At 68.7% G+C, this 13,846-nt stretch carries 9 protein-coding genes; 6 read left to right on the forward strand and 3 right to left on the reverse strand.

What is annotated here, in order from left to right:
• Nucleotides 1-33 precede the first annotated feature (33 nt).
• Nucleotides 34-1,065, forward strand: a complete 1,032-nt coding sequence (locus tag ACIBBD_RS07325; protein WP_399418319.1) for an alanine racemase — start codon at nt 34-36, stop codon at nt 1,063-1,065.
• 135 nt (nt 1,066-1,200) lie between these two features.
• Here the strand turns inward: ACIBBD_RS07325 and ACIBBD_RS07330 are convergent, their stop codons facing one another.
• The gene (locus ACIBBD_RS07330; protein ID WP_399418320.1) at nt 1,201-2,700 is read right to left on the reverse strand and encodes a glycosyltransferase family 87 protein; all 1,500 of its coding nucleotides are present in this window, start codon (nt 2,698-2,700) and stop codon (nt 1,201-1,203) included.
• Between the two features lie 130 nt (nt 2,701-2,830).
• Nucleotides 2,831-5,509: a transglycosylase domain-containing protein gene (locus ACIBBD_RS07335; RefSeq protein ID WP_399418321.1), complete on the reverse strand. Its 2,679-nt coding sequence runs from the start codon at nt 5,507-5,509 to the stop codon at nt 2,831-2,833.
• A gap of 385 nt (nt 5,510-5,894) precedes the next feature.
• On the opposite strand from ACIBBD_RS07335, the gene ACIBBD_RS07340 reads away from it, so the two are divergent.
• From ACIBBD_RS07340 to ACIBBD_RS07355, 4 genes are all read left to right on the forward strand, one after another.
• The gene (locus ACIBBD_RS07340; protein ID WP_399418322.1) at nt 5,895-6,578 is read left to right on the forward strand and encodes a helix-turn-helix transcriptional regulator; all 684 of its coding nucleotides are present in this window, start codon (nt 5,895-5,897) and stop codon (nt 6,576-6,578) included.
• A gap of 44 nt (nt 6,579-6,622) precedes the next feature.
• On the forward strand, nt 6,623-7,705 hold the full coding sequence (locus ACIBBD_RS07345; protein WP_399418323.1) for an inositol-3-phosphate synthase: 1,083 nt from the start codon (nt 6,623-6,625) through the stop codon (nt 7,703-7,705).
• 90 nt (nt 7,706-7,795) lie between these two features.
• A complete protein-coding gene (locus tag ACIBBD_RS07350) occupies nt 7,796-9,058 on the forward strand; it encodes an MFS transporter (RefSeq protein WP_399418324.1) in 1,263 nt (420 codons plus the stop codon).
• A 116-nt stretch (nt 9,059-9,174) separates the two neighbouring features.
• On the forward strand, nt 9,175-9,639 hold the full coding sequence (locus ACIBBD_RS07355; RefSeq protein WP_399418325.1) for a hypothetical protein: 465 nt from the start codon (nt 9,175-9,177) through the stop codon (nt 9,637-9,639).
• Nucleotides 9,640-9,754: 115 nt separating this feature from the next.
• Here the strand turns inward: ACIBBD_RS07355 and ACIBBD_RS07360 are convergent, their stop codons facing one another.
• Nucleotides 9,755-11,197 carry a CCA tRNA nucleotidyltransferase gene (locus ACIBBD_RS07360; protein WP_399418326.1) on the reverse strand — a complete coding sequence of 481 codons (1,443 nt, stop codon included), beginning with the start codon at nt 11,195-11,197 and terminating at the stop codon, nt 9,755-9,757.
• Nucleotides 11,198-11,454: 257 nt separating this feature from the next.
• On the opposite strand from ACIBBD_RS07360, the gene ACIBBD_RS07365 reads away from it, so the two are divergent.
• Nucleotides 11,455-13,842 carry a DUF6049 family protein gene (locus tag ACIBBD_RS07365; RefSeq protein WP_399418327.1) on the forward strand — a complete coding sequence of 796 codons (2,388 nt, stop codon included), beginning with the start codon at nt 11,455-11,457 and terminating at the stop codon, nt 13,840-13,842.
• The last annotated feature ends 4 nt before the right edge of the window (nt 13,843-13,846 follow it).

The raw sequence follows: 13,846 nt of genomic DNA on the forward strand, positions 1-13,846 counted from the left end.
ACCGCAGCCACGAGAAAGGTCCCAGGTCCGGCCATGGCGCTCACGCTCTACGTCGACACCGCGCGCTGGCGGGCGCACCACAAGCACGTGCAGGAGCAGTTCCCTGGGCTCGTCCCGGTCTGCAAGGGCAACGGCTACGGCTTCGGGCACGAGCGGTTGGCGGAGGAGGCCACCCGTCTGGGCTCGGACATCCTCGCCGTCGGCACGACGTACGAGGCCGCGCGCATCAAGGACTTCTTCGGCGGTGACCTGCTGGTGCTGACGCCCTACCGGCGGGGCGAGGAGCCCGTGCCGCTGCCCGACCGCGTCGTGCGATCGGTGTCCTCGGTCGACGGTGTGTACGGCCTCGTCGGCGCCCGCGTGGTGATCGAGGTGATGTCCTCGATGAAGCGGCACGGCATCAGCGAGCAGGACCTGGCCCAGCTGCACGCCGCCATAGAGAACGTCCGGCTGGAGGGCTTCGCCATCCACCTGCCGCTGGACCGCACCGACGGCTCCGACGCCGTCGAGGAGGTCATCGGCTGGATGGACCGGCTGCGCGCGGCCCGGCTGCCGCTGCACACGATGTTCGTCAGCCACCTCAAGGCCGAGGAACTCGCCCGGCTTCAGCAGCAGTTCCCCCAGACCCGTTTCCGCGCCCGCATCGGCACCCGGCTGTGGCTGGGGGACCACGAGGCCACCGAGTACCGCGGTGCCGTCCTGGACGTCACGCGCGTCGCCAAGGGCGACCGCTTCGGGTACCGGCAGCAGAAGGCCGCCTCCGACGGCTTCCTGGTGGTCGTGGCGGGCGGTACGTCCCATGGTGTGGGCCTGGAGGCCCCCAAGGCCCTGCACGGCGTCATGCCGCGCGCCAAGGGCGTCGCCCGCGCCGGCCTCGCCACGGTGAACCGGAACCTCTCGCCGTTCGTCTGGGGCGGCAAGCAACGCTGGTTCGCCGAGCCGCCGCACATGCAGGTGTCCATCCTGTTCGTGCCCGCGGACGCCCCGGAGCCGACGGTCGGTGACGAACTGGTGGCCCATCTGCGCCACACCACCACGCAGTTCGACCGGCTCGTGGACCGCTGACCCCCACGGCTCACGCAGGGCAGGGCCGTCGGACCGCACACCCACACCCCGGCAGGCCACGCCAGGTCACGGCAAAGGCCGTACACGAACCTTCCGTGTACGGCCTTTCGCATGACCGGGCAGCACCCTGTTCGCTCAGGGCGAACCGTCGGCCGTGCCCTGCTTGCCCCACTCCACCTGCGCCCCGTCGAACTCGTCCGCGTGCCGGGGAGGAGGGGCCGCCGCGCCGAGAACGAAGACGTCCTCCGCGCCGTCGAGCACACCACCCGAGGGGTCGTCGTCACCGGCCTGCCGGACCACGTCCCGCTCCGGCATCAGAATGTCCCGTACGACCACGACACACAGGTACAGCGTCCCCAGCAGGTGCACCGCGATGGCCCAGTGGTAGCCGTCGGTCGGCAGCCCCTTGTGGGCGTCTCCGCTGGTGGTGTACGCCAGGTACATCCAGATCCCCAGGAAGTACGCCACCTCGCAGGCCTGCCAGATCAGGAAGTCCCGCCACTTGGGCCGGGCCAGTACCGCCAGCGGCACCAGCCACAGCACGTATTGCGGCGAGTAGACCTTGTTGGTCAGGATGAACGCCGCCACGATCAGGAACGCCAGCTGGGCGAAGCGGGGTCGGCGCGGGGCGGTGAGCGTGAGTCCCGCGATGCCGAGACAGCACACCCCGACCAGGACCGTGGCCAGCGTGTTGACGCTGTCGGTGGTGAGCGGGTCGCTGGAGTTCTGGGCCAGGATCAGCCAGAAGGAACCGAAGTCGACGCCCCGCTCCTGGCTGAACGTGTAGAACTTCGACCAGCCCTCGAAGGCGAAGAGCATCACCGGCAGGTTCACCACCAGCCAGGAGACGATCGCCCCGCCCAGAGCGGTGCCGAACTGCCGCCACTTCCCGGCACGCCAGCACAGCACGAACAGCGGCCCGAGCAGGAAGACCGGATAGAGCTTGGCGGCCGTGGCGAGGCCCAGCAGGACGCCGAAGGCGAGCGACCGGCGCCGCGACCACATCAGCATCGCCGCGGCCGTCAGAGCGACCGCCAGCAGGTCCCAGTTGATGGTGGCGGTCAGCGCGAAGGCGGGCGCCAGAGCGACCAGCAGACCGTCCCAGGGACGCCGGGCGTGCGTACGGGCCACGCAGACCGCGATGACCGCCGCGCACGCCATCAGCATCCCGGCGTTGACCATCCAGTACCACTGCTCCTGGTGCTGGATGCTGCCGCTGCCCGGTGTCAGCCAGCTGGCCACCTCCATGAACACTCCGGTCAGCACCGGGTATTCGAGGTACTGCATGTCCCCGGGGAGCTTGTCGAAGTACGGGACGAGCCCGTCGGCGAACCCGCGCCCCTGGTAGAGGTGGGGGATGTCCGAGTAGCACGCGTGCGTGTACTGGGAGCTGGCGCCGAAGAACCAGGCGCCGTTGTAACAGGGCGCCTTCTGGACCAGTCCGAGGGCGAACATCCCGATCGCCACGAGCGCGACGACCCGTACGGGAGTCAGCCAGGACGTCCCGGTCAGGGCTCGCCGTCCGAGGGGACCGCCGATCAGCTCACTGCCGGCCGCAGCGACCTCGTCGTCCCTGGTGGGCCGCACCGGGCCCGGCTCGTGGACGCGCGCCGGCGTCGATTCTGCACTGGGCATGCGCCACATCCTGCCGTACGGACCTAGGAAAAAACCGAGGGCCGCCCCGCCTGCTCCAGTGGGACGGCCCTCGTTTCACGTGAAACATGCGCATGTTTCACGTGAAACGCCCGCGTCGGGCGATTGTGCGCTAACCGGTTGGGCCTCCGAAGATGCCGCCGTTCTGATTGCCTCTGCTGCTTTCCTCGGACTCCGAGGTGCTCGGCGAAGGACTTGTCTCGCCCGTGTCTCCATCGTTCCCACCACTGTTCGTGCCGCCCGAGCTGTCGTCACAGTCGAAGAAGTTGGTGCACGTCTCGCTCGGGGAGGGCGAGGGCTCGGTCTCCGTCTCGCTGGGAGACGGAGACGGCGACGGGCTCTCCTCCTCCGTCTCGGTGACCGAGGGGGTGGGAACCGGCGCCGGTTCGTCGTTGACGACCTCACCGATGGGCTCGGGGGTCGGGAACGACTTCACGGGGAGGCCCTCCATGGCCTCCTCCATGTAGTCGTGCCAGATCTCCGCCGGGAACGAGGCGCCGTGAATCTTCTCCTGACCACCGGTTCCGAACATCTCGAGGAACGTGCGGTTCTTCTGCGTCTCGTCGTCGGGGTAACGGAACATGCTGATCGCGGTCGACAGCTGCGGCGTGTAGCCGACGAACCAGGCCGACTTGTTGCCGTCGGTGGTACCGGTCTTGCCGGCCACCTCACGGCCCTCCAGCTGGGCGGCGGTACCGGTGCCCTTCTCGACCACGGTCTTCAGGACGTCCGTGACGTTGTCGGCGACCTTCGAGGTGAACGCCTGCTTCGTCTCGGTCTTGTGCGTGTAGATGTCGCCGTCCTTGCTCGTGACCTTCTGGACGGAGTAGGGGTCCCGCTGCTTGCCGCTGGCCGCGAAGGTGGCGTAGGCGCCGGCCATCCGGATCGCGCTCGGGTCGGAGATACCGATCGAGAACGACGGGAAGCCCGTGCCGGCGAGGGTGCTCTCCTTGACGCCGGCGTTGACGGCGGCCTCCTTCACCTTGTCCAGGCCGACGTCCATGCCGAGCTGCACGAAGGCGGAGTTCACCGACTCCCGCATCGCCTCACGCAGGTCGATCTTGTAGTCCGGCGGAGAGCCGAGCGAGACGTTGCCGTCGTTGGTCTGCAGCCACTCCTCGCCCTTCTCGTTCTTCCAGATCGTCCCGTCATAGTTCTTGATCTTGAGCTTGTTCTTGCCGCTGAACAGGCTCTCGGGCGAGACGATGGTGCGCTCGTCCTGCGCCTGCGAGGAACCGAGGTCGGGATCGCGCACGCCCCACGTCATCGCGGCCGCGAGCACGAACGGCTTGAACGTCGAACCCACCTGGGCACCGGTCTGGTCGGCGTTGTTGGTGAAGTGCTTGGTCGCGTCCTCACCGCCGTAGATCGCCTCGATGGCACCGGTCGCCGGGTTCACGGACGCACCGCCGAACTGCACGTGGGTGTCCGTGTCCGGGCGCTTCTCCGGCTTGATGTTGGCCTTCTGCACCTTGGTGACGGCCTTGGTGAGCTCGTCGACCTTCTTCTTGTCGAAGGTCGTGTAGATCGAGTAGCCGCCCTGCTGCAGCTTGTCCTGGGTGATCCCCGTTTCCTTGCTGTGGGTGACCACATAGCTGTTGGCGAGGTCGACGAGGTAGCCGATCTGCCCGCTCAGCTGGGTGTTCGAGCGCGGGTTCTGCCACTTGGGGAGCTCGGTGTACTTGGCCCGCACCTCGGGGCTCAGGTGCTTGTACTCGACCATCTTGTCGAGCGTGTCCTGCATCTGCACCAGCGCACGCTTGCTGTTGGCCTCCGGCGTCGCGGCCGAGTCGATGGACACCGCACCCGCGGGGTCGTAGTAGGTGGCGCCCTTCAGCATGGCGGACAGGAAGGCGCACTCGCCCGGGTTGAGCTTGATGGCGTCCTTGTTGAAGTACGCGCGGGCGGCGGCCTGGATCCCGTAGGCGTTGCGCCCGTAGTACGCGGAGTTCAGGTAACCGGCCATGATCTCTTCCTTGTCGACCGTGGCTCCCACCTTGATCGACACGAAGATCTCTTTGAACTTCCGGGAGAGCGTCTGCGACTGGTCGTTCAGCATGGCGTTCTTGACGTACTGCTGGGTGATGGTCGAGCCACCCTGCGTCTGGCCGCCCCGGGCCATGTTGAACACGGCGCGCGCGATGCCCTTGGGATCGATGCCGCTGTCGTCGTAGAAGGTCTTGTTCTCCTGCGAGATCACCGCCCAGCGCATGTCGGCCGGGATCTGCGCGGAGTCGATGATCTGGCGGTTCGTCTCCCCACCGGTGGCAACCATCTGGCTGCCGTCCTTCCAGTAGTAGACGTTGTTCTGCGCCGTCGCCGTCTCGTCGACCTTGGGGACGCTCACCATGGCGTAGCCGATGCCCGCCACGGCGACGAGACTGCCGACGAACCCGACGAACAGGCCGGCGACGAGCTTCCAGGACGGCACCCAGCGGCGCCAGCCGTACTTGTCCGCGCGCGGGTAGTCGACCAGGCGGTTCCGCGCGGGCGCCGTGCGCCCCCTGCCCCGGCCGGGGGGCCCGGACGGGGCACCGCGGCGGCCTGCCGAGGGTTCGGCCGCTCTGCGTCGACCACCCGTGCTTCTCTGTGCCGCGCGCCGGGCCTCGGCGCGGCCGCTGTACGACTGCTCCTCGCCTCCCGCTTCGTGGCTGAACCCGTAGTCGGAAGGAGACCCGGTGGCGCCTCGCGGTGCCGCACGGCGGCCGGAGGACGAGCCGGACGGGCCGCGTCGGGCCGCGGCACGTCCGCCTCCCTGCGGCTGCGGCGGTTTGCGACGGTGCTCGCTCATCGAACGATTACTCCTCGGGCAGGCGCACCCGTGCGCGCCTGGAAACGGCGGCTGGTTTCCTGTCCCCCCGAAGTACGGATGCGGGCGCTGGCGCATTCACCCGTACGGCACCGGGGGCCTCGACGCCCCCCGGCGTCACGCGAGTCCCGGTGGTGTGCATGGCGCACAGACTACGCACCGTCAAAACCCGCCTAGCTCCGAGCTTCGCCTCAAATCAGACAAACAGGCTTGGATGAATCGGCGATGTGATCCCGTTCACCCTCCCCCCTCTTGTCGCCTCCGGATGGCCGTTCTATCGTGCTGATGTATCGAGTCGATACATCAGCACGACATAAAACCGTCAGGGCGCCCGTCACCACGGGCCGCGGCAGAGGGGAGGCGATCTATGAGCCGGCGTTCCGGGATTCTCGAGTTCGCCGTACTCGGCCTGCTCCGCGAGTCCCCGATGCACGGCTATGAGCTGCGCAAACGACTCAATACGTCACTGGGCGTGTTCCGTGCGTTCAGCTACGGGACGCTGTACCCCTGCCTCAAGACGCTGGTCGCCAACGGCTGGTTGATCGAGGAGGCGGGAAACACCCCGGAGGACGCGCTCACCGCTCCGCTCACCGGCCGCCGCGCCAAGATCGTCTATCGGCTGACGGCGGAAGGTAAGGAGCACTTCGAGGAACTGCTCTCGCAGACGGGCCCGGACGCGTACGAGGACGAGACGTTCGCCGCTCGGTTCGCATTCTTCGGGCAGACATCCCGCGACGTGCGCATGCGCGTCCTGGAGGGTCGCCGCAGCCGCTTGGAGGAGCGTCTGGAGAAGATGCGGGCCTCCCTGGCACGCACGCGAGAGCGCCTCGACGACTACACGCTTGAGCTCCAGCGCCACGGGATGGAGTCCGTGGAGCGCGAAGTGCGCTGGCTGAACGAGCTCATCGAGAGCGAGCGGGCCGGACGGGACCTGAGAGGTTCCGCCTCCGGGGAGACCGCTCAGCAGGACACCACATCTGGAGCGACGGGCGGCCTGCCCCGTCCCGGGGGCACCCCCGGGACGGATACGCCCGACGACACCGCCACGTGAGCGCTCACTCAGGGCCTCACTCGTACACACAGGGAGCAACCGGAATGGGTTCGGTTCGCGTAGCCATCGTCGGCGTGGGCAACTGCGCCGCGTCGCTGGTGCAGGGCGTGGAGTACTACAAGGACGCCGACCCGGCGTCCAAGGTCCCGGGCCTGATGCACGTGCAGTTCGGCGAGTACCACGTCCGTGACGTCGAGTTCGTCGCCGCGTTCGACGTGGACGCGAAGAAGGTCGGCCTGGACCTCGCGGACGCCATCGGCGCGTCCGAGAACAACACCATCAAGATCTGCGACGTGCCCGCCACCGGTGTCACGGTCCAGCGCGGCCACACCCTCGACGGCCTCGGCAAGTACTACCGCGAGACCATCGAGGAGTCCGCCGAGGAACCCGTCGACGTCGTCCAGGTCCTCAAGGACAAGCAGGTCGACGTCCTCGTCTGCTACCTGCCCGTCGGCTCCGAGGACGCGGCGAAGTTCTACGCCCAGTGCGCCATCGACGCCAAGGTCGCCTTCGTCAACGCCCTCCCGGTCTTCATCGCCGGCACCAAGGAGTGGGCGGACAAGTTCACCGAGGCGGGCGTCCCGATCGTCGGTGACGACATCAAGTCCCAGGTCGGCGCCACCATCACGCACCGCGTCATGGCGAAGCTGTTCGAGGACCGGGGCGTCATCCTGGACCGCACGATGCAGCTGAACGTCGGCGGCAACATGGACTTCAAGAACATGCTCGAGCGCGACCGCCTCGAGTCGAAGAAGATCTCCAAGACGCAGGCCGTCACCTCCCAGATCCCCGACCGGGACCTCGGCGAGAAGAACGTCCACATCGGCCCGTCCGACTACGTCGCCTGGCTCGACGACCGCAAGTGGGCGTACGTCCGCCTCGAGGGCCGCGCCTTCGGTGACGTCCCGCTGAACCTGGAGTACAAGCTCGAGGTCTGGGACTCCCCGAACTCCGCGGGTGTCATCATCGACGCGCTGCGCGCCGCGAAGATCGCCAAGGACCGCGGCATCGGCGGCCCGATCCTCTCGGCCTCCAGCTACTTCATGAAGTCCCCGCCGGTCCAGTACTTCGACGACGAGGCCCGCGAGAACGTCGAGAAGTTCATCAAGGGTGAGGTCGAGCGCTAAAGCTCGTCGATGAGTCGCTCCTGCCAGGGCTGAAGAGGGTCCCCGGGTCTGATGACCCGGGGACCCTCTCCGTATGTGAGGCTGTGCCCCATGCCCGTCGTCCGTGATCTGCGCGTGCTGCTGCGCTTCGGCAACTTCCGGCGCCTGCTGGCCGTACGACTGCTCTCGCAGTGCGCGGACGGCGTCTACCAGGTCGCGCTCGCCACGTACGTCGTCTTCTCCCCCGAGAAGCAGACCTCGGCCGCCGCGATCGCCTCCGCGATGGCGGTGCTGCTGCTGCCCTACTCCCTCGTCGGTCCCTTCGCCGGCGTCCTGCTCGACCGCTGGCGCCGCCGCCAGGTCCTCGTCCACGGCAACCTGCTGCGCGCCCTTCTGGCGACGGCGACGGCCGCCCTGATGATCAGCGAGGTCCCCGACTGGCTCTTCTACGTCTCGGCGCTGTGCGTCACCGCGGTCAACCGGTTCGTCCTCGCGGGCCTGTCCGCCGCTCTGCCACGGGTGGTCGACGCCGAGCGCCTGGTGATGGCCAACTCCCTCTCCCCGACCGCCGGCACCCTGGCCGCGACGGCCGGTGGCGGCCTCGCCTTCGTCGTACGGCTGGTGGTCGCGGACTCCGACGCGGCCGTCGTGCTGCTCGGGGCCGCGCTGTACCTGTGCGCGGCGCTCGCCTCGCTGCGCATGGCGCGGGAACTGCTGGGACCCGACCTCGAGTTGGTGCAGCCCCGGCTCGCGGCCGCGCTCGCCGGCACCGCCCGCGACATGGTGGCGGGCGTACGACATCTCGCCGAGCCGGGCCGCCGGGAGGCCGCCCGGGCGCTCGGCGCGATGACGCTGATGCGGTTCTGCTACGGCGCCCTGCTGGTGATGCTGCTGATGCTGTGCCGGTACGCCCTGACCACCGACCCGGACGACGGGCTCGCCCTGCTGGGAGTGGCGTTGGGCATCTCCGGCGCCGGTTTCTTCGCGGCGGCCGTCGTGACCCCGGGGGTGGTGGGACGGCTCGGGCCGGGGCGCTGGATCGTCGTGTGCGCGGGGGCGGCAGCGGTCCTGGAGCCCGCCCTCGGCCTCCCGTTCGCCACGGCTCCCATGCTGGTGGCGACGTTCGTGCTGGGCCTGATCACCCAGGGCGCGAAGATCGCCACGGACACGATCGTGCAGTCCTCGGTCGACGACGGCTTCCGCGGCCGGATCTTCTCCGTCTACGACGTGCTCTTCAACGTCGCCTTCGTCGGCGCGGCGGCGGTCGCCGCCCTGATGCTGCCACCGGACGGCCGCTCGGTGGTGCTGGTGGTCACGGTGGCCGTTATCTACGGGGCGGTTGCTGTCGCTATGACTCGTTTTAAGGCCCGTTAAGTGTCACATAAATGCCACAGGATGCCCCTCAGCTAGGGCGCTGTCAGTGGCGGCCTGTACTTTACGTGCGTCTTATTTCGCGCTGTGCGCACCACTGTTCTAGGGGGACCCCCAACGTGACCACTCCGCCCGCGGGCCAGAACCCGTACGCCCAGACGCCTGCCACCCCGGGCCAGCCGGGAGTCCCGCAGCAGCCGTACGCACCGTTCCCGAACCAGGGCACCCCCGTTCCCCCGCCGCCCGCGCCCAGCGGCCGCGGCAGCAAGAAGGTCGTGCGCATCCTCGGCATCATCGCGGTCGGCATACTCGTCCTGGGTGTGAAGTTCGGCATCGGCTGGTGGGCCGACCGGACCGACGCCGAGACCACCTCGGTGGGCTCCTGCATGCACAACGACGGCACGGAGACGAGCCCGGACCTCAACGAGGTCGACTGCTCGTCCAGCGACGCCCAGTTCGAGGTCGTCGAGAAGTTCGACGACACCAGCGACGACACCAAGTGCGAGGCCGTCAAGGAAGCGACGATCTCCTACTACCAGGTCGGCAGCGGCCACAACGTCGTGCTCTGCCTCAAGGAGGTCTAGTAGCCGAGTCGCGCGGCACGCATGACAAGGGGCGATGTTTCACGTGAAACATCGCCCCTCGGTCTGTCCCCGCGGGGTCATGTTTCACGTGAAACATGACCCCGGTTCCACGGCCTCAGCCCTGCTCGGCCCACCACTCCTTGAGCGCCTTCACCGCCGCGTCGTGCTCCATGGGCCCGTTCTCCAGCCGGAGTTCCAGCAGATGCTTGTACGCCTTGCCGATGACGGGACCGGGACCGACACCCAGGATCTCCATGATCTGGTTGCCGTCGAGGTCGGGACGGATCGCGTCCAGCTCCTCCTGCTCCTGCAGCTGGGCGATGCGCTCCTCCAGCCCGTCGTACGCGCGCGACAGCGCGGCGGCCTTGCGCTTGTTGCGCGTGGTGCAGTCCGAGCGGGTCAGCTTGTGGAGACGCTCGAGCAGAGGCCCCGCGTCCCGCACATAGCGACGGACGGCGGAGTCGGTCCATTCGCCGGTGCCGTACCCGTGGAAGCGCAGGTGCAGTTCGACCAGGCGTGAGACGTCCTTCACCAGGTCGTTGGAGTACTTCAGCGCCGTCATACGCTTCTTGGTCATCTTCGCCCCGACCACCTCGTGGTGGTGGAACGAGACCCGGCCGTCCTTCTCGAAGCGCCGGGTGCGCGGCTTGCCGATGTCGTGCAGCAGCGCGGCCAGCCGGAGCGTGAGGTCGGGACCGTTCTCCTCCAGTGCGATCGCCTGCTCAAGAACGATCAGCGTGTGCTCGTAGACGTCCTTGTGCCGGTGGTGCTCGTCGCTCTCCAGCCGCAGAGCGGGGAGCTCCGGCAGAACGTGGTCGGCGAGACCGGTGTCCACCAGCAGTGTCAGCCCCTTGCGCGGGTGGGCGGACAGGACCATCTTGTTCAGCTCGTCCCGGATCCGCTCGGCGGAGACGATCTCCAGGCGGCCGGCCATGTCCGTCATCGCCCTGACGACCTCGGGGGCGACCTCGAAGTCGAGCTGGGCAGCGAAGCGCGCGGCGCGCATCATCCGCAGCGGGTCGTCGGAGAAGGACTCCTCGGGAGTACCCGGGGTGCGCAGCACACGGGCCGCGAGGTCGTCGAGGCCACCGTGCGGGTCGATGAACTTCTTCTCCGGGAGCGCCACGGCCATCGCGTTCACGGTGAAGTCACGGCGGACGAGGTCCTGCTCGATGGAGTCGCCGTACGACACCTCAGGCTTGCGGGAGGTCCGGTCGTAGGCCTCCGACCGGTAGGTGGTGACCTCGATCTGGTAGCCGCTCTTCTGCGCACCGACGGTGCCGAAGGCGATCCCGACCTCCCAGACGGCGTCCGCCCACGTCCGGACGATCTTCAGTACGTCCTCGGGGCGGGCGTCCGTGGTGAAGTCGAGGTCGTTGCCGAGCCGGCCGAGCAGCGCGTCCCGGACCGAGCCGCCGACCAGGGCGAGTGAGAACCCGGCCTCCTGGAAAAGACGGGCGAGGTCGTCGGCGACAGGGGCGACCCGCAGCAGTTCACTCACCGCGCGGTGCTGCACCTGGCTCAGGGCACTGAGGTTGTCTTCGTTGGCGTTCGGCACAACAGAAGAGGGTACGTGGCCCGGCGTGCCACCGGCGCCCGATCAAGGGGGGCGGACACCTCCCCGGATAGCCGCCCAAGACGAGCGCTCGTGACGTACGCGGGCTCTCCTCTTTATACGTGCACATATGAGGACGGCCCGGCCGTCTTCCCCGATCTTGTGGAGCACTCCGCGGCACTTACCCTCAGCGCGCATCGTTACCATGCGTGGACGCACTTTCCGACGACCACTGACGACGACGAGGGACGGACGAACGCGTGGCCGAGGCGGCAGACTTCCCGGGGATGACTCCCTCACCTGCCCGCCGGTGGCTGCGGCGCACCGGAGCACTGCTCGCGGGGGCGCCTCTGCTGGCCGGTCTGCTCCAGCTGCCCGCCTCCCCGGCGCACGCCGACGGCCAGGCGTCGGCCAGAGAGGTCTCCGACGCGGGCACGGTGGCCGTCGCCGTCGACTCCCTCAGCCCCAGCGTCCCCACCGACGGGGACACGCTGACCGTGTCCGGCACGGTGACCAACAAGGGCAAGCAGGCCGTCACCGAGGCCCAGGTCGACCTGCGCGTGGGGTCCGCTCTGACCACCCGCTCGGCGATCGAGACCCTGGCGAAGAAGTCCGACAGCCTCTCGGGCACCGCCGGGTCCCCGGTGGGCGGGAAGTACGTCGCCAAGTTCGCCAGGCTCACACCGGGTGTCGCCCAGCACTTCAGCATTTCCGTACCGGTCGACGAGCTCGAGCTCGAGGACGACGGGGTCTACCCCCTGGGCGTCTCGCTCTCGGGCGAGACCGCCGCGAAGCCGTGGGAGCAGATGCTCGGCATCCAGCGGACGTTCCTGCCCTGGCAGCCGGACGAGGCGAAGACCGCGACGAAGACGACCGTGCTGTGGCCGCTGATGTCCACCGTCCACATGACGGCGGAGACCGGTTCCAACGAGCAGCAGACGCCGGTCTTCCTCCATGACGACCTCGCCGAGGAGATCTCGCCCGGCGGACGCCTGGACCAGCTCGTCACCCTGGGCAAGGCCCTCGATGTCACCTGGGTGATCGACCCGGACCTGCTGGCCTCCGTGGACGCGATGACCGGGCGTTATGACGTCCGCGGCGAGGGCACCACCACCACGGCCGGCACCCACCAGGCGATCGCCAAGCAGTTCCTGGCGAACCTGCAGGGCGCGGTGCAGGACAAGGAGGTCGTCGCCCTGCCCTTCGCCGACCCGGACCTCGCCTCCCTCGCCCACAATGGCACCGGTGTCACCGGATCGCTGAGCCAGCTCAAGGCGGCCACGGACGTGGCCGCCATCACGGTCGAGACGGTGCTCCACGTCACCCCGAGCACCGACTTCGCCTGGCCGGTCGAGGGCGCGGTCGATCCGTCGATCGTCAAGGTCGCTACCTCCGCCGGCGCCGACAAGGTGATCGCGCGCAGCGACAGCCTGAAAGAGACCGGCAGCCTGTCGTACACGCCCTCCGCGGCCCGCCCCATCGGCGGCGGCACCACGGCGGTGGTAGCGGACGCCCGGCTCTCGACGGCCTTCCAGGGCGATCTGACGAGGGCCTCCACGTCCACGCTCGCCGTTCAGGAGTTCCTCGCCCAGAGCCTGGGGCTGAACCTGCAGACGGGCAAGGAGCGCAGCATCGTCGTCGCCCCGCAGCGGATGCCGACCGCGAGCCAGGCCCGGGCGATGGCGGAGGCCGTCACCGCCCTCCAGGGCGGCACCTGGTCGCAGTCCCAGCAGCTCACGGCGGCCGCCACGGCCAAGCCCGACCCCGGCGCCACCACGAAGGTGCCCTCGCGCTCGAAGTACCCCTCCGCACTGCGCAAGCGGGAGCTGCCCCGGTCGGCCTTCGAGGAGATCGCGACCACGCAGGCCAGGCTCGGCAACTTCAAGGTCATCCTCACCGACGAGTCCCGGGTGGTGACCCCGTTCGGCCGCGCGATCAACCGGGAGATGGCCACGTCGTGGCGGGGCCGGACCACCGCCGCGAGCTCCTTCCGCCAGGGCGTCCAGGACCACCTCGACACCCTCGCCGACCAGGTGAAGCTGATCCAGAAGTCGGACACCAAGCTCTCCGGGCGCAGCGCCACGATTCCCGTCACCGTGCAGAACAACCTGGTGCAGGGCGTCGAGCATCTGGTGCTGCGGCTCACCTCGACGAACCCGACGCGTCTGGAGATCGGCGGCGAGGCCTACTTCCAGCAGCCCATCGCGGTCTCCGGCGGACACAGCACGACGGTGAAGTTCACCACGTCCGCCAACGTCAACGGCCAGACGTCGGTGGTCGCCCAGCTCTACACGGAGGACGGCCGCGAGTACGGCGCGCCGGTCACCTTCGACGTGAAGGTCACCGAGATCACGGCGACCGTGATGCTGGTCATCGGCGGCGGAGTGCTGCTGCTGGTGCTGGCCGGGTTTCGCATGTACACACAGCGCAAGCGCGCCGCGGCCCGCGAGGCCGAGGAGGACGCCCCCGACGAGACGGGCGACGCCGCCGGAACCCCCGTGATCCCGCAGGACTCCGAGGGCCTGCGCACCGAAGAGTCCGGTGTCCGGTCCAGGGCAGTCGACCCGGTGCAGCCGAGTGACGGGACTCCGGACACCGCAGCGGAAAGCACCGGCCCGTCCGGGACGGGTGAGAGAGTGGACCGTTGAGGAT

This window comes from Streptomyces sp. NPDC051315 (assembly GCF_044455165.1).
Classification (GTDB): domain Bacteria; phylum Actinomycetota; class Actinomycetes; order Streptomycetales; family Streptomycetaceae; genus Streptomyces.